Here is a 19,752-nt window from a genome sequence, read left to right on the forward strand (position 1 = left end):
TCTGTCTCGTCTGAATATTCCGTAACTAATCCCCAAATTATCTAAATGAAAACTTTTATCGGTTAAAATGAAAATAAAATTCCATTGGGGAGTGGGATCAAATATGGAAAACAAATTGGAGCGAATCAGAGATAAGCGGCTGTTAGACCGTGTGGTTACACCTGAAGAGGCTGCATCATGGATAGAGGACGGCATGACGCTGGGGTTAAGCGGATTTACACGTGCCGGTGATGTGAAAGCGGTTCCGTTTGCGCTGGTGAAACGTGCACAAACAGAATCATTAAAAGTGAATGTTTATACTGGGGCTTCTTTAGGTTCTGATGTCGATAAACTGTTTGCAGAAGCTGGGATCCTTGGGAAGAGACTGCCATTTCAGGCTGACCCGACCATGCGCAGTAAAATTAATAATGGCGAGCTGATGTTTGTCGACCAGCACTTGTCACACACAGCAGAATTGGTCCGTGCCGGAGTAATGGAGCCTGTCGATTTCGCCATTTTGGAAGCGTATTCAGTTGCGGAGGATGGAATGGTGATTCCAACTACGTCAGTAGGGAATTCGTTATCGTTTGCGTTAAATGCCAAGGGAATTATTGTTGAAATCAATATGGCTCATCAGGTTAACCTTGAAGGACTGCACGACTTGTATGAGCTGGGGAAACAAGGGGAGCGCGGCCCAATTCCGTTGACAGGGGTAAAAGACAGGATTGGTACTCTTGGAATTCCAGTTGATATTGATAAGGTACGAGGTATTGTGTTTACAAATCAGCAGGATTCACCATCTACGATTGTCCCGCCGGATGAGGAAACCGTAATAATGGCCAATCATTTAATTGACTTTTTACGGGCAGAAGTGAAGGCTGGGCGTCTAACTAATGAGCTGGCACCGCTGCAGTCCGGGATTGGTTCGGTCGCCAACGCTGTACTCCACGGGATGTTGGATTCGGAGTTTGATAATCTCGAGGTGTACTCGGAAGTATTGCAGGATGCTGTGTTTGATTTAATCGATGCCGGCAAGGTCCAATTTGCGTCGTGCTGTTCGATTACGTTGTCTGAGCAAAAGATGAAAGAGGTTTACGGAAATTTTGAAAAATACCGTGACCGCCTGATTATGCGGCCGCAGGAAATTTCCAACCATCCGGAAATCATTCGCCGTCTCGGGCTGATTTCGATCAATACTGCATTGGAATTGGATATCTACGGGAATGTCAACTCGACCCATGTGTTAGGGACAAAGATGATGAATGGTATTGGCGGATCGGGGGATTTCGCTCGTAATGCCCGACTGGCGATTTTTGTAACTAAATCAATTGCCAAGGGTGGTAACATTTCGAGTATAGTGCCATTTGTTTCACATGTTGACCACACTGAGCATGATGTAGATGTCATCGTAACAGAACAGGGTTACGCCGACTTGCGCGGGTTGGCGCCAAGACAACGGGTGGAATTGATTATCGAGCGCTGTGCCCATCCGCTGTACCGCCAGCAGCTGCGTGAGTACTATCAGGAAGCGCTGACCAGAGGCGGCCAGACTCCGCATGTGCTCGAGAAAGCCTTCTCATGGCATACCCACTTTGCAGCGATGGGAACTATGCTGCAAAAGATAAAGGAAACAGTTTAGATATTTAATAGAAAAAGAGGCTGTGGTCGACTAAAGGGTTCCGTTTCCTAACGCTTAGCGTTAATTTTGCACAGGAAAATGCAAAGCAAAATGTGATCCTTTTTGCACATACAATGTAGTGCAATTTTTAAGACTAGAAGGATTAAGAACATTAAACATAGCAAGGGTTTCTACCCTTGCTATTTCTTCGGATTGCGTATTTAAGAAGTTTGTAAGTTATTTCTGCCTCTCGTATCGATGGTTGGGTAAGTATGAGAATTGCTAAGCGGAGAATTTCCGCCTAATACATAAAAGGGAAGCTTAAGTAGGGGAAATAAGAGGACAAATTCCGGTTAACTGCTCTAAATAAGATAAAATCTAGAGATTTGGATAAGATAAGCGGAAAATCTCCCCCTATTCTTAAGGAAATATGGGTATTTCCCGATTTAGCCGGAATTCCTCCGTTTATTTTTCATACTTAGTGAAATCAACATTCCTATAAATTAACAAAACTCCAAATTACCATACAATTTGAGGGTCATTTTGCATTACATTTTTAATGTTTGCGATAGTTAACGGAACCTGTCAGGGGTCGACAGCCTCTTTTTTATGGCACTACCGGTAAGATGATGTGCGATGGGTAGGTTTTGCTGTTCAGAATCGTAGCGATTCCCCCAAGCTGGTTTAGCAGCGACGGGGCCGGCGACATCGAATGCGGGAAGTCGCTTGGTCCAATCGCAACGCGGAGACGATGCCCTTCTTTGATCACGATGTTAGTAGGGAAGATTTCCACATTTAATTCCATAACTTCACCTGGTTTTACCTCTTGGACTGCTTCTCTCGTGAACGGATGCCATGGCTGAACATTTTCCCCGTTTAAATTACGGCTTTTGCTTCCATCAACAGCACGGTGGGAGGCAGCCAGCCAGCCTGCTGTTATTTCACTTGAAGTACCATCCGGGGCGACATCGGTTACTCGTACTGTCAGGACCAATTCATTTGCGGTCGTTTTGGCGAAGATTTTTGCGGCAATTGGGCCTGAGATTTTTAAATCACTATTAAGGATTGGCGTTGTATAAGTGATTTCTGCCAGCTCTGTTAAGCGATTGTCTTTTGTACACGGGAGATAGCCAAGGGCCCCCGCTGTCCATTGCGCAGAGCTTCCGGAACAGATTCCGTTCAACGGCTGCTGCAGCATGGTCGTTCCAGTTTCAAGCACGGAAGGTGTATCCTTGGTTAACAGCCTTCCGCCTCTTAGATATAGTTTCTGTGCTGATGCCTGCGGATTCGGCCAATCTGCCTGAGTCTCGAACTGGTTTTCACCTAGGACATATTGGGTAACATCGGGAATCCGCTCGACATTGGTGTTCATATTTTTTAAATATTTATCAAACCATCTTAGAGCAATTTGCTCTAGTGCTGGTACATTATTTGCCGGTAATCCATCACCATAGGTAAGATGGGTCCAGTTGCCAATCAGTAATTTCGAGGGTACACCTGTTGATTTTAATTTTTCATAGAGAAGTGGTGTCCCGCGCTGGAAAATGTCATGCAACCCGCCGGTGAAAAAAGCCGGAACTTTCACTTTGTTGACGACTTGTAACGGAGAACGCGTCGAGAAAAACGTCCCGTCGTAGGCAAAGTCGCCGCCGGTTAACGCGGAACTTAGCGTGTTAACAGGGAAGCCTGTTATTTGGCCAATATTTTTCAATAGAACCGAGCCTGCCATGACCGGGTCAGTTAATGTATAGGTCGGCGGCATTAGGCCGCTTGACGTGACAAGTCCAAGCCATAGCGGGATAAATCCGGTGTTGATCAGGCCGCCGGACATCATAATGTCACGATAGGCATCGCCCATTGGCACAATGGGAAAAATGGCTTTCAATCCTTTTGGCTGGTAGGCGGCGGTGAAAATTTGATTGATGCCCCGATAGGAAGAGCCATATAATCCGACATTTCCATTGCTCCATGGCTGGCTGGAAGCCCACTCAACCAATTCCTTTCCGTCTTCTTGTTCCATCGGGCCAAAGGAGTCCCAAATCCCTTGGGACGAGCCGGTGCCGCGGACATCGACGACCATATGTACATAGCCGCGCTTAATAAAATATTCGTTACGGTGTTCGCTGCCGGTGCTGTTTTTACTGTATGGTGTTTGTGTCACGATGACCGGGAATGGACCAAAGCCATCCGGAATATGAACATCTGCCGCTAAAATTGTCCCATCACGCATCGTGATAAATACATCCTTTTGAGTGGTGTAGCTGGAATACTCTTCGGGCCGATCATAGATCGTATCGTCCCATTTTTGTACGGGTTTGCTAATTACCGGCGGTTTGGCCGATAACTTTTGAGATTCAATGAGGTCAGCGTGCACTAGAACCGGGGACATCATACCAGTCAACATCATAAGCAACATAACACCAATACGTAACCTTCGCCACTTCATAAACAACCTCCTAACAGAATAATAGCAGTACCGCATCGTACTACCTAGATTTTACGAATATTTGGAAATGAAAGAAATACTGGAAAGTGCCTATTTATACCAATTCGTACTACACCCAAAGGAGTAATAGTGGTATTGGTGTCAGGCACCATTCGTGGACATTTGTCCGTGTGGAGTGGACACGCATTAAGATAGAGGATTTTAGCACGGGATGGCGAATTAGATGTTAGAGATTTTTACTGTTGTGGAAGTTGTGGAGTGGGGGAGAAGATGGTGAAGCGGATTTATGTTGTGCGGCATTGTGAAGCGGAGGGGCAGCCTAGTTTGGCGCCGTTGACGGAGAAGGGGTTTCAGCAGGCGGACGAATTAGCCCGGTTTTTGGTTGATGCGAAGGTGGAACGGGTTATTTGTAGTCCGTTTCTGCGGGCGGTGCAGTCGATTGAACCAGCAGCTAAACAAAAAGGGCTGCAGGTTGAAAAGGATACCCGATTAACGGAGCGGATCTTAAGTACTAAGGTTTTAGAAGATTGGCTATTAAAGCTTGAAGCGACCTTCGAAGACTTGGATTTAAAATTTGATGACGGAGAGTCCAGCCGAGAGGCAATGGGCCGAATTCTTGAAGCGGTAAAAGAAGTCTTAGAAGGTGAGGTTGAAAATACCCTGATTGTGACCCATGGGAATTTGATGTCCTTACTATTACACTACTATCAACCTTCATTTGGATTTGAAGAGTGGAAGAATCTAAGTAATCCGGATGTTTACCTATTATTTTTTGATAAGAGTGAAGTGGCAATTGAACGTATTTGGCGGTAAATTATTTAGTAGTGGAACAAGATTGGTAAGGTATAGGAGTAATCATAATGTTGTATACAAGTTTGGGAAAAACAGAAGTTAGCATCCCCAGAATTGGGCAGGGGACCTGGACCTATGGAGAGAAGAAGAGTGATGCCTGTGAACAGGTCAAAGCCTTAAGATTTGGAATCGAGAATGGGCTGACCTTAATTGACACGGCAGAGGAATATGCCAAAGGTGGTGCTGAAGAAATCGTTGGGGAAGCCATTCGTGATTGCCGCAAAGAGTTCTAATTGTGTCAGGCAGGCATCAATGGGAGTGATTCCACTAGTGGAACCGGTGTCAGGCACCACTTTAGAGGAGATGTTCTAATGAATGTAAATCGGCGGATTGATGTGCTGGATTATTTGCGGGGGTTTGCGCTGCTGGGGATAGTGCTGGTGAATATTGGGCCGTTGTTGTTTGTGAAGGTACCGGAGACAGGTTCGGCGGACGGGGCCTATTGGCGGTTACTGTATATGTTTGTGGAGGGACGTTTTTATACGATTTTTACCTTTTTGTTTGGGATAGGATTTTATATTTTTATAACAAGGGCCATCGCAAAAGGGAAGAACGGATACCTGCTATTTCTCAGACGTGCAGTCATATTATTTCTATTTGGATTGATACATGTAAGATTCCATCCTGGTGAGGCCTTATCGGTGTATGCCGTCTGCGGTCTGCTGCTGCTCCCATTTTACAAGGTTCATAAAGTGATTAACCTTGTGGCAGGGGTCGCGTTGTTGATTGTTTTTGGCTTACTATCATTTAAGCTTTTCATCGTGATTCCCGTCATGCTTTTGGGAATTGCAGCGGGGCAATTTCAAGTATTTGAAGACCTTCCTAAAAACATCCGAAGTATAGCTGTTTTTACAGGAATTATGTTTGTCTTAAGTGCGGCCGGGCTGATTTTTCAATTCCAGTATGCCCCGTTTGTATTCGGAACTGTATCGGAAGCAGAATTCAAGGAGACACAGATGTTTATCGAAATTGGAATCATGGTGGGTCCGATTGTTTCCGCGGTTTACGCAGGCTCGCTAATTTTAGTATTGCAGTTTCCGTTAATTCAAAAGCTGCTTTTACCGTTAAAAAGCTGCGGCCGAATGGCACTGACGAATTACATCATGCAAACTGTCTTTATCTATCTGGCGGGATATGCCTTCGATTTATTCGGTAATATCACATACCTGCAAACCTTGTATATCTGTATCGCTATCTATGCCATTCAAATTACCTTTAGCGTCATCTGGCTGCGTTATTTCCAATACGGACCGTTGGAATGGATTTGGCGGGCCGCCACTTATTTGCAGATGCCGCCGTTTAGACGTGTTAAAGCTCCGGAAGATAGACTGAGAATCTGTCAGCAATGATAAAAGCCGGGAGTACATTTACCCCGGCTTACTTTAATTTCTCTAATTCCGAAAAAACTGCTTCATAATCTTCCTTCTTATCAGCCTTGAACGAAGTATTTATGTAACTGATGATCCCATCCCTGTTCACAACAAACACAGAGCGGATGGCGACTTCACCTTTTTCGTTGAACACCCCATAGTTTTTAATCGTCTACCTGTGCCAATCTGATAATAACGGATATGGCAGTGTTCCCATACTTGCGGCAAAAACACGGTGGGAAGGGAGATGGTCGGCGCTAATGCCAAGTACCTCCGCGCCCAGTTCCTCGAATCGTTTGTAGTCCTCTTTCCAAGAGGTTATCTCTTTCACTCAGCCAGGGGTAAAGTCCATGCCATAAAACGCGAGCACAACATTCTTTTGCCCGCGATAATCGGAGAGGGCGATTTTCTCCTTTGTCGTTGCGGCTAACTCAAAGTCAGGTGCGGGATCTCCAACTTTTAATAATGGTTCCAAGCAAACTCCTCCTTCCGAAAAAATAAGCACCCTACTAGTTTCCCCATCATGGTAAAAATTAAGACGGGCAAAGGAAATTCATCCGATTTATGAGGTTTACACTGTATTTATGTCACAAATTAGTCAAAATTGAGTGAAAATACTTCTCATTTATATATTGACTTCAAATGTGACTTTGCTATAATCAAACATGTAAGTGATAATGATTTTCAATTTCACCTGATCCTTGTTTGAATCTAACTAAATAGAATAAGTAACGGCCTTTTTTTATAGACTATGATGATAATAATTCTCAGTTATAGCTTAATAAAGCCTTTTTTTATACATTTATGTGATAATGATTCTCAATAGAAACTTAGTAAGCTAGAAAAATAGAATGTTTGGGGACAGCCATGAAAAAACGATATTTACTGCCTGCCTTAATAGTTTTATCAATCATTTCATTATTCGTTGGTGTCAGCAGCATTTCGCCGATGGACCTGTTGGATGTTCAATCAGAGGAGACACAAATTTTCCTAATTAGCAGACTGCCGCGCCTAGTTGCCATTCTTCTTGCTGGTGCGGGAATGAGCATTGCTGGATTGATTATGCAGCAGCTGAGCCGGAACAAATTTGTCTCGCCGACAACGGCGGGGACACTGGATGCTACCAGACTTGGGATTTTAGTTTCGATGCTGCTGTTTGCAAACGCTTCGATGCTAGAAAAAATGGCCGTAGCCTTTGTGTTTGCCCTTGGCGGAACATTCCTGTTCATGCAAATACTCGACCGCATCAAGTTTAAGGATGCCATCTTTATTCCGCTGGTCGGTCTCATGTTCGGGAACATCTTGTCTTCCGTTACAACATTTTTTGCTTACCGGGCCGATGTGATTCAAAATATGTCGGCGTGGCTGCAAGGCGATTTTTCAACGATTATGAAGGGAAGATACGAACTCCTTTACATAAGTGTTCCGATTCTAATCATTGCTTATTTATATGCGAACCGATTTACCGTCGCCGGAATGGGCGAAGATTTTTCAAAGAATCTCGGGCTTGCCTATCGCCGGGTCGTCAATATTGGCTTGATTCTGGTAGCCTTGATTACCGCAACCGTTGTTCTAACGGTCGGAATTATTCCGTTTTTAGGTTTAATCATTCCAAATATCATTTCGATTTTTAAAGGCGATCATTTGCAAAAAACATTGCCGCATACCGCAATTCTCGGGGCGATTTTCCTCTTGGCTTGTGACATCTTGGGCCGGTTAATTATTTATCCTTATGAGATTTCAATTAGTCTCATGGTCGGCGTGATTGGCAGCGGCATATTCTTATATCTGTTATTCCGGGGGAAGGCTAATGCGTAACTCGATGAAATTGGCCAGCCTCGCGATGGTAGCTGCGGGATGCTGTGCCTTATATCTATTCCATGAATTAAACGGCAGCTTTGACTATGCCTTGCCGCGCCGGGTACTAAAAGTGCTGGCGATGGTCATTACTGGGTTCAGTATTGCTTATTCAACCGTCGTGTTCCAGACCATTACCCATAACCGAATCCTAACTCCAAGCATTATGGGATTGGATTCACTTTATTTACTGCTGCAAACGGTGATTATTTTTTTCCTGGGTTCCGGTCACACCATCATCGTAAATAAGCAAATAAACTTTTTAATCTCTGTTGCCGCGATGATTCTGTTTGCGTTGTTGCTGTATAAGTTTCTTTTAAAAAAAGGCGGACAGCAAATCTACTTCTTGCTATTAATAGGAATTATTGTCGGAACGTTTTTCTCGAGCATTTCAACGTTCTTCCAGGTGCTGATTGACCCAAATGAGTTCCAGATCGTTCAAGACCGCATGTTTGCGAGCTTCAACAATATCAATTCGGATTTGGTCTGGCTGGCGGCGGGAGTCGTAGGAATTGTTGTGGCCTATGCTTGGCGCTTTCTGAAATACTTAGATGTGTTATCGCTTGGGCGGGAGGTAGCTATCAACTTAGGGGTTCCTTACGATTCGATTGTCAGGCAAATGCTGATTATTGTTGCCATCTTTATTTCCATTTCGACTGCGCTTGTCGGACCGATTACCTTTTTTGGCTTAATTGTCGCCAACCTGTCGTACCAATTTTTCAAAACCTATAAACATTCGGTGCTGATAACCGGCGCGGTGCTGATGAGCATTATCGCCTTAGTCGGCGGGCAATGGCTGGTCGAGCGAGTATTTACGTTTTCGACGACCCTAAGTGTCATTATTAACTTTATCGGCGGTGTCTATTTCATTTATCTACTATTGAAGGAGAGGAAAGCAGCATGATTCAAGTACTTTCACTGTCAAAGTTTTATGGAAAAAAGGCGGTTGTTGAGGATGTATCGGTGACGATCCAGCCGCGAAAAATAACGTCCTTTATCGGCCCAAACGGGGCGGGGAAGTCGACCTTGCTGTCAATGGTCAGCCGACTGCTGGATGCTGATACCGGTGAAGTCTTAATGGATAAAACCGATGTCCGAAAAATGAAGTCCAACGACTTCGCTAAACGGGTGTCGATTTTAAAACAGTCTAACTATATGAATGTCAGACTCACAATTCGCGAACTCGTATCGTTTGGCCGCTTTCCGTATTGTAAGGGACGGTTAACTGAAGAGGACGAGCGGATTGTTGAGCAATCGCTGGAATACATGCACTTGACCGATATGCAGGACCGGTATTTGGATGAATTGTCCGGCGGCCAGCGCCAGCGGGCGTTTATCGCGATGGTCATCGCTCAGGATACGGAATACATCTTACTCGATGAACCGCTGAATAATTTGGACATGAAGCACTCGGTCCAGATTATGAAGATTTTGCGCCGTCTCGTTGATGAGCTTGGAAAAACGGTCGTCATTGTCCTGCACGATATTAACTTTGCTTCCGTATATTCTGATTGGATTGTCGCAATGAAGGATGGCCGGGTAGTAAAGGATGGTCCGACTGAGGAAATTATTCAGTCAGCTTCCTTAAAGGAAATTTACGATATGGATATTCCGATTCAAGAAATGGGCAGCTGCCGTATTTGTGTATATTTTAATTCTTAGGCCGTACTTGGAGCCTACAACATAAAGGAGAGATATGCTATGAAAAAATGGAGTTTACTAGGGATTGTTTTTTCAATCATTTTGATATTAGCTGCCTGCGGCGGTGCTAAGGAAACCTCACAGTCCCAAAAGACATCTGGGAGCAAGGGAAACACCTCAGCAGAGAAGGTGACGATTAAGCATCAATACGGTGAAACCGTTGTAAAGAAAAACCCTGAAAAAGTAGTTGTCTTTGATTTTGGTATCCTGGATACATTAGATGAGCTAGGTATTGAAGTAGCAGGTCTTCCTCAGGCAGCCATTCCTGATTATTTGAAAAAATATGCTGATAAAAAGTATACAAACCTCGGCAGCTTGAAAGAGCCTGATTTTGAAGCGATTCACGCCATGCAGCCGGATGTTATTTTTATCTCCGCTCGTCAAGCAGAGTTATATGATCAATTCGCAGAGATTGCTCCAACAGTATTCGTTGAATTTGACTATAACAAGTACATGGAATCGTTTGAAAAAAATATGAATCTTGTTGGTGATATTTTTGGAAAGGAAGACCAGGTTGCCGCTGAATTAAAGGATATTAAGGCCAACGTTGCAACTTTAAATAAAAAGGCAAAATCAGCAAATGAAAAGGCACTTATTTTATTAGCAAATGAAGGGCAAATCAGCGCCTACGGCCCAAGCTCGCGTTTCGGATTGGTTCACGATGTATTTGGGCTTGGTGCTGCTGATGAAAAGATTGAAGTATCCACACATGGCCAGGTCGTAACATTTGAATACATTATGGAGAAAAATCCAGACGTATTGTTCGTCATTGACCGTAATGTGGCTGTCGGCGGCGATGCAGGCGCGAAAAAAGTGGTTGAAAATGAACTTGTCGAAAAGACAAATGCCTTCAAAAATGACAAGATTGTTTACCTTGATGCCAACACTTGGTACTTAAGCGGCGGCGGTTTAAAATCGATTAAATTAATGGCTGAAGAAATTGAAAAAGCACTATAACGAAAAGAGTCAGGTATAATGCCTGGCTCTTTTTTGTATCTTAACCCGTTCTGGAGTTATCGGGATGGTAATGCCAACTGAGTAAAAAGTGGGATCGTTCCTCTTTCAAAAAAATTCCTTTTCTTAATCCTAAAATTCTGTAAAATGGAGAAAGATAGGATGATAGGTTTGGGGAGATTGAAATGTCGAAGAGGTATCCGGTTTTTTTGAGAGAATACGAGTCTTTAGTATATGATCCGGAAGAACTAATTAATCTATTTCTTGATAATACAGCTGATGGAATTTGTATCGTGGATATGGAGAATCGGTTCATACGTGTAAACCGGATGTTCACTGAAATATTTGGCTATACCGAGGAAGATGTTATTGGGAGAAGATTTGATGAATTTCCTAACCCAAACGAAGTTAAGGAGATCATCCACTCAGTAAAACAGGGGAAGTCATTTCATAATATCATTGCGCCGCGTTATCACAAAAATGGAAATATGATTGATGTAGCTGTATCTTATTCGCCTTTTCGTAATACTGCAGGAGAGATTATTGCGACTTTGGCGATTTACCGTGATATTACCGATAGGGTGAATATGGAAAGAGAATTAAAGCAGGAAAGAGAACTCTTAAAATTAATTACCGATAACACGACGGATTTAATTAAAATTCTTTCAAAGGATTTCAAAGTTGTCTACGTCTCACCTGCCTATGAAAAAATATTTGGCGCCCCGTTTGAAAGACTGATTGGACAAAGTGTATTAGACTTAGTCCCCGCGGAGGAACAGGAAGAGTATTTGAAATTGTTTCCGTATGGAATAGGAACCACGGAGCCCAAACTTCTTCAACAAAAAATACAAACTTTCAATGGCGAAACAATTTATGCAGAATTTAATATATCACCTATCTATAATGATAAAAATGAGATTGAATCGTATGTTTCTGTGGGTAGAAATATAACTGACCGTGTCAATAATGATCAGACCATACGCAATTTGGACCGTCTCTCTATTATTGGTCAATTGGCTGCTGGGGTAGCGCATGAAATACGGAACCCATTGACCTCGTTGAAGGGTTTTTCAAAACTACTAAAAGGGTCGCCGGAAAAGGATAAACAGGATCGCTATTTATCTATTATTATGAATGAACTGGACCGGATCGATATGATTGTCAATGAGTTTATGTCACTGGCCAAACCGCAGGCAATCCAGTTTGAACAGGTGAACCTTCATTCTATATTGGAAAGCACAGTCAATATTCTGCATCCGCAGGCTTTATTGCACAATGTTCAGATTATCAATCATTATCATAAGGATGATATTGAGTTACTTTGCAGCCGGCATCAATTGAAGCAGGTTTTTGTGAATTTCCTAAAAAACGCGATTGAGGCGATGCCGAGCGGAGGCAAAGTTCATATCCGCGTCCAAAAACTGAAGGAAAAGCAAGTCCGAATTTGTTTTGCAGACGAAGGGGCGGGGATTGACAGCGAACTCCTGCCATACCTTGGAACACCTTTCTACACCACAAAAGATAAAGGAATCGGCCTCGGCCTAACCGTCAGCAACAAAATTATCCAAGAACATCGCGGCACCATGAGAATAGAAAGCAAGCCTGGCCAAGGCACAAGCGTCGAAGTGGAACTTACATATATATAGGGGTAAAAGGAGAAATGGTGTCAGGCACCACTTGTGGACATTTGTCCACCGTGGGCGGACAATTTTTAATGGCTTTGAAGCTGATGGTCATGGTGTTCTTGTGCTGTCGGGTGCTGGGGATGTTCCGTGTTTTATTTGGTATAGCGGTTGGCGTAGCTTGAGGCGACGAAGGCATCGGGTTTGATTTTCGGTTCGACACCCATGGATTCCATTCGGGCGACCATTTCGGTGACAAATTCGCTCGTTTTGTTTCGTTTGCCTTCCCCGATATCAATATGCCCCTCCACTGTTAAGGTGGCACCCGAATAAACATGAGGAAGAACAATATTAATCAGTTGAGTTTTTCGCTCTTCTGAAAACAATGCCACGATTTCTTCAGTTAAGGAAAGTTCCAAGGAAATTCGCTCATGCAGCTGAGTCATCTTTCGCGGAACAATTACCCTTCGGATACAAGCCCAAACACCTTTCCCCATATTTTGAATTACAATTCCCGTGATAAAAGTCGTATGAGAGCGATGAACCTGAGAATCCGTTCCGACCATTAACCGGAAATGACCGCACGGATCACTCTCCATGAATTCTACAATCCTCTCAAATACCTGCTCAAACGTCATTCGCTTTTCTTGAAGATTTTTAAACAAGGGGCCGGCTGGCCTGGGATTTATCATAAACACCACATCTTTCATTGTAAGTCTTGATGTTGATACTATATTTTATGGAAAAATAATAATTGGCGTGCAGCAGATGAATGATTCTAGGTATCCCTCTAGGTAAGGCTTATTGTTAATAAATATTAACGGGGGCTGACAGGTATGTGTATTTTATTAAAAATTAGAACAGGCACTACCGAAGGGAGCTAATAATAAGAACTCCAGCGGCAATGCCTGTACCTTTTTTTATAAGATTTGCATTTTGATTTCTCTAATTTGCTCGATGTGGCGGTCTTCGTGCAGGTAAGTGGTTTCAATCCACTGATAGAGTGGCAGGTAACCAAACACAGGGTGCTTTACCGACCGTTCAACCAAAATAGAAGGCTCTTGTACTTTATTCATGACATCCAGCATCATGGCTCGTGATTCATCTAGCATATCAACTAACTGCTGCTTTTCGAATGGCTCCTCTCTCGGAATCACCATTTCTGGCGCGGGGAGTTTTTTGGAACGATCATTAAGGAGCTGTATCTGCTTAGGATCGGCCTTTTTGGCATCTTCCTTCTTAAGCCCGTATAAAATTGCTTTCGCAAATGATACCTCTACAAGATGAAGATGATGGCAAACCTGGGCCACACTCCAGACATTTTCCACAGGGACCGTATTAAACTCTTTGTAACTAAGTGAAGTAATTTCGTTCAATAACTTCGTCCGGGTTTCTGCTAATTTTTCTTTCATCAACTCTAATGGAACCATTTTGTTTACTCCCCTCTATTTGGTCAAACCTTGTTTCTAATCTCTTACTCTTTATATTCGGGCTCTTATAAAATATTCCTTTTGCAATAGAGGGATTTACTTGAATTTATGTTTATAAAATTGGAATATAAGACATTGCCATTCATAGAATAGTAATGTCTGTTTTCGCTACTTTCCTCCTACAAACTTTTAGGAGAAAGGGTGGATGCATTTTAGTAGAGAAGAATTTAAAATTTAATAAATATTCATTTCTGTAAATAAATATTCAAAAACTGGAGGTTTGAAATGAAAAAGAAAAAAGTTGCTGGCTTGTTAGCCATAAGCTTACTTACCACCGTTCCATTGTCAGTTGGTTTTGCCGAGGGACCAAAGTGGACATACGTCAATACATACGAAGAACAGGATGGCAGTCTGTTTAATAGTGAAAACTATGATTTTGTAAAGTTCTCGCAGATTGGTACAAAATTAAAAGAAATCGAGAAGCAGTCAAACCGGGTTAAAGTTGAGGTCCGTGGTACGTCTGCAGATGGCCATCCTTTATATGTTGTCACGATTGCTGACCCGACAACCCAAGGCAAGTTTGGAAAAATTCAAGCGTTACGGAAGCAAATGTTTAAGAATCCAGGGAAGGCTCAAGATTGGATTGCCGCCAACCAGGATTTTAAAGTACCAGTTATGATCAATGGTTCCATACACGGTACGGAATTTGTCGGAAGCGACGCCATTCTTCAGTTAATTGAGCGCTTCGCGACCCAAAGTGACCCGGAGACGAAGAATATTTTAGAAAATAATATACTTATTTTTAATGTGGTGCAAAATCCTGACGGACGTGTCGATGCCACCCGCTTTAATGGGGAGGGAATTGACTTGAACCGTGACTTTATCACCCAGTCACAGCCGGAAACTCAAGAGACCGTGCAGCTGATAAAAGAATGGAATCCCATGGTGTTCCTGGATACCCATGGATATGTCAAAAACTATGGACCAAACCTTCAAGGATTAATCGAGCCTTGTACGCCGCCGCATAATCCTAACTATGAGTATGATCTGTATAATAAGTGGGCGTTCCAGCAAGCAGAGGCAATGGAAGCGGAAATCATGAAGGAAAAGGATAAATTCTCGGGTGACAAATTTTACCCGACTATGAAGGGAGTCTACATTCCACAGCGTAATGATGCGGAAGGCTGGGATGACTACCCGCCAATATTCACTCCAATGTATGCGATGTATCATGGAGCTTATGGCCATACATTAGAGGCGCCGACAAATGATTGGGATGGGGTCCGCTGGATGTACAATGCCATCCTTGGGGCACTTAAGTTTGCAACAGATAACAAGCAGGCGATGATTAGCGATCAAATTGAAATGTTCAAGCGCGGCATCAATTTTGACCATCCGTTCCATAAGGACGGCTTTTTCCCGAAAGCTTATATCCTTCCAGTAGATGATAATGATCCGACGGTCACTGAGAAGGCCGTTAATCATTTAATGAACAATGATATCGATGTAGTGCAAGCTGTGAAGGCATTTACTGCTGATGGAAAAACGTATCCGAAAGGCACATATATTGTAAAAATGGACCAAGCAAAAGCAGGCTTAGCCAATACGATGCTTTGGGATGGGGAAGACATCTCGGATGATGTCTCAGCTATGTACGACATTTCCGCATGGAGCCTGCCTGAGCTTTGGGGCTTTGAAGCGGTGCCTGCACAAAACTCGGTCGATGTCGTCACGACAAAGGTCAACCAGGTTACTAGCCAAGGAGCGGTGATTGGCAAAGGGCCATTTGTAATTCCGAACAGTTCCGTGAAAGCTATTAATCTTGTAAACACACTTCTTCAACAGGGCGTAACCGTGAAGCGCGATCCACAAGGGAATTTTTACACAGAAGCTCCAGCCAACAAAATCTCGGCGGCAGTAAAAGTATCTGGATTGCAGGTTGAGAGTACCGCAAATGTTCCGGCAGATGCTGTTGAGCTGAAAAGTCTAAAAGTAGCGATCTTGAAGGATGGCGGCATGGGAAAACAACAATCTCACAGCGGCACAAAGCTCGCTTTAAAGCGGCTAGGCTTCCAGGTTACAGAGGTAACACCAGTGGAAGTTGCTGAAAAGGGCTTAAACGGGTTTGATGTGTTTGTTTACAGTGGCAGTGAGAGTCTGATTTCGACAAACTTATCAGCAGCCAACAAAGAATTTGGCTTCCAAAACGCCGGACAGTTAGACTTATTTAAAAATAATGTCACCAGCTTCGCAAGCAGCGGCGGAAAATATATTGCAGTTGGCGCAGGTGCATCTCGTGCCACGAAAACACTAGGGCTGACTGATGATGTCATCAATACGGCCGGTTCAAATAGTAACGGGATCGTAAAAGTTAACTATGAGGGGATTGGCTTGACTGCAGGTTATAAGCAGGATGATCTTGGCTTCGTTTACCGCCCGGTTTGGTATACTGGTACCGACAATGATGAAGTGGCGGCAGCACTGGCCAATACCGATGACTTCTTTATGGCTGGTCACTGGAGAAATAATAGTGGGGCAAAAGGCAAGGCAGTAATCGTCAAAGAGAAGGATAAGGACGTAACCTTGATTGGTCTCGAAGCCGGCTTCCGTGACCACACCGACTACCTGTTCAGACTGCTGTCCAATACAATTTTTGAAAAATAATCAATTAAAGAAGTCTGGTTCCCTAATGGAGCCAGGCTTTCTTGTTGCAAAAAAAGAGCTGCCCCCGTGAGGGACAACCCTTTTTCAAAAATTACTTGATTGTGATGGTTACAGAATTAAAGTTATTTCCATTGCTAAGTGGATTGTAATTTTTCTCGATGTTGCCGGCGGCGTCAACTGCAAACCACTTGATGGTAGTGGTTTTATCAATCTTTAAGGTTTCTGAAGGTTCACGCGTTCCTGCTAATGTAAGTTTAGTAGATTCGAAGGTTGGGCGGCTTCCATCTAAAGTATAGTAGATGGTGGCTGCTTCACTTGTATCGAATGCCACATCAACTGGACCGGAGAACTTACCGCTTCCTGGGACTGCTTTTGTGGAAGGAGGCTGCTTGTCTTTCGACTGGTTATAGGCAACTTTGATTAAACCAATCAAGCCGTTAGCGAATTCCATTGCCTCCTCATGGCCTTCCTCGAATGCCGGCTGGAATCCAACTCCTCGCCATCTTTTCGCTTCTTTATCCCATAAATCAGCACCAACCTCAAAGTTCCAAGCGTAGATCCCTTTTTCATACCAGAGATAATCGGCTGAGTTTCCTGCTGCCGAGTACAATACGTCTGGAATCGGGCCGGTACGGCTTGGCAGAATGACCGTACCGCGGTGATCTTGAATATCGTTCAAAATCTTGTCAGAGGCTGCCCAATAGAAGGCTTCTTCACCTGCAGACGGACGAGGCAGGGTTACACGTTTTGGATCATAAGCACCAGGGGACCACATGAAGTAGCCGCCATAGCTGTGGATGTTCATCGCAAACTTGATATTTGGATTCTGGTCAGCCAGCCAGACAAGGTTTCTTCCTTCCGGCTCCGAGTTTTCAGCAGGTCCAGCATAGGTGCCGCTTAAACAGTTAGTGGTGGACGCACCGACATATCCATCAAAAGCGGAACCGACAGAGTGGTTGCGGTTCAGGTCAACGCCCCAAGAATTTCGGTTCCCTGGATCAGATTGAGTTGGACCGCAGTAATTGGTCATATTTTTTCGTTGGCTATTGAAGTCATAGAAGCTGTAGTGTGCCCCATCCGGGTTAACAGACGGTACAAGGAAAATATCCAAATTATTCACCAATTGCTTTGTTTCGCCGTCATGAGCGTAGTTACGAAGCAGGCGCTCAGCCGTTTCAAGCGTAACAAGCGGTGTTACCCACTCACGGGCATGCTCTTGAGCATAACCAAGGACACCTGGTTTGGAGCCGTCACGATGTTTCCCAATCCGGATTGCCTTTACCGTAAACGGATCACGGGAAATATTGGCAGGCGCACTCAATCCATCGGTTAACTTTACTGCAGCAGGTACGACTGCCCCTGATCCTGCATTACCGCGGTATGTAGTCGCGGAGACAAGGTTGCTGGCTTGAGCATTTAGAGCATCGACAACTTGTTTTGCTGTGCTAGTAACATTACCTTCAGAATCAGTAGCTAAATCTACTAGAATCTTTTTGCCATCAACATTTACTTTAAGTGGGCCGTTGTTGGCACCTGGATTTTTGAAATCAACCGAAATATCATTCCCGCCTTCATGCCCCCAGGCCTTTGAGGAAACTACAACAGTCGAATTTGTTATACTGCCAATTGTGGCTTGTGCCAGACGGCGATAGCCATTTGTTTTGTTCGGCATGTCGATAATTTCTACTAAATCAGGGAATTCCTTTGCTAGTTGTTCAAAGCGGCCGTAAAGCTCTGTTGGATCCATATAATGGTCTACAAAATCCTTTACATAGTGCTTCTTCGGGCTGCCAGGCTTGTCCGCTCCGAGCCATTCTGTTACAGATGCGGCAGCAGTTCCGCCAAGATTGCTGGTAATGGTTACAGAATCCGGAATAGCGGTTACTGGAACTTCAAATTCATGATACATATATTCACCAGCATCAACGAATCTGGAAAGTGTAGCAGACTTTTCAACCCCGTTTTCTTCCCAAGTCGCTGTTAATGCAGTACTGGCGGCTGTGCCGGCACTGGATTTAGCCTCAACATAAAGGAATGTGTCAGACTGGTTGGTATAGTGGTTGGCACGAAGGATCTTTACCGTATCCTCGGAAGCGGCGAGACTGGATTGCAATTGCATAACTGCCTGCCTTTCAGCAACCCTGTTGTTCCATTGGTTTTCAGTAATCAATGTGTCCTTTACGGTAATTCCGTGGAGCTTTAACATTTCAATGTCGGTTTTGGTGACGACTGCATCCACCTCAAACTTGCCATCATGCTCATGAACCCTGTGGGTGAGGTCAATGCCAAGCTCAAGCAATTTTTCCTTTGCCTTCTCATTAGGAACCACCAATTGAACAACTGAAACTGATTCCTCCGCTGGTAATGGAAGGTTCGCTTGTTCAACCGCTGCGGTTGGAATGCTGAGGCCTGGAGTAAAAGTTGTTAACCCCAGTCCGGCCACGGTGGTCATAACCATTAAATTTCTTTTCCATTTTTGCCTTTTCATCACGAAAATACGGCACCCCCTAAATTACATCAAAATTTTTGTGGAACAAGCTTATTATAAATGTAGTTTTCAGAATATTTTGTCACAAAATCTTGACGTACCTTAAGATTCGTCCTACAAAAATCTCAAGTGCTGCAAAAAGCTGAATTATACTATTAAAACTTTTTTCTGGTATTTAATACCCGAATATAAAGAACTATTGGGATTGAGAGTTACATAATAATTCTTTAGTATAAAAAAATGGGAAATTTTTCAGATATATTTTAATAAACTCAAGGGTGACTTTATTAAACTAGTTAACTTGTAGTATGCCGTCGATATTTATGCTTATTTGAAAATTATTTATTAATTACACATTTGTCCATCAATCTTTACCCTAGTTCAACATTTAATAAAGAAATGAGATTTTTAGGATAGGGTGGTTGAAAATGGCGAAGCGAAATCGGGGGAAAACAATCAGTCACTTGGAAAATGTCCGGGGAACATGCCCACTCTGCGGCAAAACAGGAATCAAACTCCTATACCCACACAAAACAGAAACCAACCAAACCATCAAAGTCTGCAAGTACTGCCGCAGCAAATAAGGTTTTCGGGATAGGTAGGTGTCCGCCTGGGGTGGACACTGTCCACGAGTGGTGCCTGACACCATTACAAATATAAGCACCACCAAAATACAAAAAAGGATTGAGCAGGTTAGGTTACCTTAGAATGGTACCTGTAGGTAGGACACTTGTAAAAAAGAGTGTTCAACCTGCAGGTATTTTTTATATA

The 19,752-nt window shown here is 43.5% G+C and carries 16 protein-coding genes; 11 read left to right on the forward strand and 5 right to left on the reverse strand.

Annotation, left to right across the window (positions count from 1 at the left end):
- Window positions 1–103: 103 nt before the first annotated feature.
- On the forward strand, window positions 104–1,618 hold the full coding sequence (locus tag ACZ43M_RS02470) for an acetyl-CoA hydrolase/transferase family protein (protein ID WP_464505910.1): 1,515 nt from the start codon (window positions 104–106) through the stop codon (window positions 1,616–1,618).
- A 586-nt stretch (window positions 1,619–2,204) separates the two neighbouring features.
- Here ACZ43M_RS02470 and ACZ43M_RS02475 read toward each other — a convergent pair.
- Entirely contained in the window at window positions 2,205–4,043 is a 1,839-nt protein-coding gene (locus tag ACZ43M_RS02475) for a CocE/NonD family hydrolase (RefSeq protein ID WP_464505911.1), read from the reverse strand.
- 270 nt (window positions 4,044–4,313) lie between these two features.
- Here ACZ43M_RS02475 and ACZ43M_RS02480 point away from each other — a divergent pair, with 270 nt between their 5' ends.
- From ACZ43M_RS02480 to ACZ43M_RS02490, 3 genes are all read left to right on the forward strand, one after another.
- On the forward strand, window positions 4,314–4,856 hold the full coding sequence (locus ACZ43M_RS02480; protein WP_464505912.1) for a histidine phosphatase family protein: 543 nt from the start codon (window positions 4,314–4,316) through the stop codon (window positions 4,854–4,856).
- A 47-nt stretch (window positions 4,857–4,903) separates the two neighbouring features.
- Window positions 4,904–5,128, forward strand: coding sequence for an aldo/keto reductase (locus ACZ43M_RS02485; RefSeq protein WP_464505913.1), 225 nt, complete (start codon window positions 4,904–4,906; stop codon window positions 5,126–5,128).
- A 78-nt stretch (window positions 5,129–5,206) separates the two neighbouring features.
- Window positions 5,207–6,244, forward strand: coding sequence for a DUF418 domain-containing protein (locus ACZ43M_RS02490; protein WP_464505914.1), 1,038 nt, complete (start codon window positions 5,207–5,209; stop codon window positions 6,242–6,244).
- 193 nt (window positions 6,245–6,437) lie between these two features.
- On the opposite strand, the gene ACZ43M_RS02495 is transcribed toward ACZ43M_RS02490, so the two are convergent.
- The gene (locus ACZ43M_RS02495) at window positions 6,438–6,770 is read right to left on the reverse strand and encodes a redoxin domain-containing protein (protein WP_464505915.1); all 333 of its coding nucleotides are present in this window, start codon (window positions 6,768–6,770) and stop codon (window positions 6,438–6,440) included.
- Between the two features lie 362 nt (window positions 6,771–7,132).
- Here ACZ43M_RS02495 and ACZ43M_RS02500 point away from each other — a divergent pair, with 362 nt between their 5' ends.
- The 5 genes from ACZ43M_RS02500 (at window position 7,133) to ACZ43M_RS02520 (ending at window position 12,423) form a co-directional block, all read left to right on the forward strand.
- A complete protein-coding gene (locus tag ACZ43M_RS02500) occupies window positions 7,133–8,083 on the forward strand; it encodes an ABC transporter permease (protein WP_464505916.1) in 951 nt (316 codons plus the stop codon).
- Window positions 8,076–9,026: an iron chelate uptake ABC transporter family permease subunit gene (locus tag ACZ43M_RS02505; RefSeq protein ID WP_464505917.1), complete on the forward strand. Its 951-nt coding sequence runs from the start codon at window positions 8,076–8,078 to the stop codon at window positions 9,024–9,026. Before ACZ43M_RS02500 ends, ACZ43M_RS02505 begins: the two co-directional genes overlap by 8 nt.
- Window positions 9,023–9,784: an iron ABC transporter ATP-binding protein gene (locus ACZ43M_RS02510; RefSeq protein WP_464505918.1), complete on the forward strand. Its 762-nt coding sequence runs from the start codon at window positions 9,023–9,025 to the stop codon at window positions 9,782–9,784. The genes ACZ43M_RS02505 and ACZ43M_RS02510 overlap by 4 nt, the downstream gene beginning before the upstream one ends.
- Before the next feature lie 39 nt (window positions 9,785–9,823).
- Window positions 9,824–10,780 carry a siderophore ABC transporter substrate-binding protein gene (locus ACZ43M_RS02515; RefSeq protein WP_464505919.1) on the forward strand — a complete coding sequence of 319 codons (957 nt, stop codon included), beginning with the start codon at window positions 9,824–9,826 and terminating at the stop codon, window positions 10,778–10,780.
- A 182-nt stretch (window positions 10,781–10,962) separates the two neighbouring features.
- On the forward strand, window positions 10,963–12,423 hold the full coding sequence (locus ACZ43M_RS02520; protein WP_464505920.1) for a PAS domain-containing sensor histidine kinase: 1,461 nt from the start codon (window positions 10,963–10,965) through the stop codon (window positions 12,421–12,423).
- A gap of 131 nt (window positions 12,424–12,554) precedes the next feature.
- Here ACZ43M_RS02520 and ACZ43M_RS02525 read toward each other — a convergent pair whose 3' ends face one another.
- Both ACZ43M_RS02525 and ACZ43M_RS02530 read right to left on the reverse strand, forming a co-directional pair.
- Window positions 12,555–13,091 carry a ribonuclease H-like YkuK family protein gene (locus ACZ43M_RS02525; RefSeq protein ID WP_464505921.1) on the reverse strand — a complete coding sequence of 179 codons (537 nt, stop codon included), beginning with the start codon at window positions 13,089–13,091 and terminating at the stop codon, window positions 12,555–12,557.
- A 228-nt stretch (window positions 13,092–13,319) separates the two neighbouring features.
- Complete coding sequence (locus tag ACZ43M_RS02530; RefSeq protein ID WP_464505922.1) at window positions 13,320–13,829, reverse strand: DinB family protein; 510 nt, start codon at window positions 13,827–13,829, stop codon at window positions 13,320–13,322.
- Between the two features lie 285 nt (window positions 13,830–14,114).
- On the opposite strand from ACZ43M_RS02530, the gene ACZ43M_RS02535 reads away from it, so the two are divergent.
- Entirely contained in the window at window positions 14,115–16,493 is a 2,379-nt protein-coding gene (locus ACZ43M_RS02535; RefSeq protein ID WP_464505923.1) for a M14 family zinc carboxypeptidase, read from the forward strand.
- A gap of 91 nt (window positions 16,494–16,584) precedes the next feature.
- Here the strand turns inward: ACZ43M_RS02535 and ACZ43M_RS02540 are convergent, their stop codons facing one another.
- A complete protein-coding gene (locus ACZ43M_RS02540) occupies window positions 16,585–18,981 on the reverse strand; it encodes a M14 family metallopeptidase (RefSeq protein ID WP_464507925.1) in 2,397 nt (798 codons plus the stop codon).
- A 428-nt stretch (window positions 18,982–19,409) separates the two neighbouring features.
- On the opposite strand from ACZ43M_RS02540, the gene ACZ43M_RS02545 reads away from it, so the two are divergent.
- Entirely contained in the window at window positions 19,410–19,565 is a 156-nt protein-coding gene (locus tag ACZ43M_RS02545; protein ID WP_464505924.1) for a hypothetical protein, read from the forward strand.
- The last annotated feature ends 187 nt before the right edge of the window (window positions 19,566–19,752 follow it).

The sequence above is a fragment of the Neobacillus sp. B24 genome, assembly GCF_055381825.1.

Coding starts and splice junctions, on each gene's coding strand:
- ACZ43M_RS02470 (WP_464505910.1), top strand. CDS start 104: ATGGAAAACAAATTGGAGCGAATCAGAGATAAGCGGCTGTTAGACCGT.
- ACZ43M_RS02545 (WP_464505924.1), top strand. CDS start 19,410: ATGGCGAAGCGAAATCGGGGGAAAACAATCAGTCACTTGGAAAATGTC.
- ACZ43M_RS02515 (WP_464505919.1), top strand. CDS start 9,824: ATGAAAAAATGGAGTTTACTAGGGATTGTTTTTTCAATCATTTTGATA.
- ACZ43M_RS02505 (WP_464505917.1), top strand. CDS start 8,076: ATGCGTAACTCGATGAAATTGGCCAGCCTCGCGATGGTAGCTGCGGGA.
- ACZ43M_RS02530 (WP_464505922.1), bottom strand. CDS start 13,829: ATGGTTCCATTAGAGTTGATGAAAGAAAAATTAGCAGAAACCCGGACG.
- ACZ43M_RS02525 (WP_464505921.1), bottom strand. CDS start 13,091: ATGATAAATCCCAGGCCAGCCGGCCCCTTGTTTAAAAATCTTCAAGAA.
- ACZ43M_RS02520 (WP_464505920.1), top strand. CDS start 10,963: ATGTCGAAGAGGTATCCGGTTTTTTTGAGAGAATACGAGTCTTTAGTA.
- ACZ43M_RS02475 (WP_464505911.1), bottom strand. CDS start 4,043: ATGAAGTGGCGAAGGTTACGTATTGGTGTTATGTTGCTTATGATGTTG.
- ACZ43M_RS02480 (WP_464505912.1), top strand. CDS start 4,314: ATGGTGAAGCGGATTTATGTTGTGCGGCATTGTGAAGCGGAGGGGCAG.
- ACZ43M_RS02535 (WP_464505923.1), top strand. CDS start 14,115: ATGAAAAAGAAAAAAGTTGCTGGCTTGTTAGCCATAAGCTTACTTACC.
- ACZ43M_RS02500 (WP_464505916.1), top strand. CDS start 7,133: ATGAAAAAACGATATTTACTGCCTGCCTTAATAGTTTTATCAATCATT.
- ACZ43M_RS02485 (WP_464505913.1), top strand. CDS start 4,904: ATGTTGTATACAAGTTTGGGAAAAACAGAAGTTAGCATCCCCAGAATT.
- ACZ43M_RS02490 (WP_464505914.1), top strand. CDS start 5,207: ATGAATGTAAATCGGCGGATTGATGTGCTGGATTATTTGCGGGGGTTT.
- ACZ43M_RS02510 (WP_464505918.1), top strand. CDS start 9,023: ATGATTCAAGTACTTTCACTGTCAAAGTTTTATGGAAAAAAGGCGGTT.
- ACZ43M_RS02540 (WP_464507925.1), bottom strand. CDS start 18,981: ATGAAAAGGCAAAAATGGAAAAGAAATTTAATGGTTATGACCACCGTG.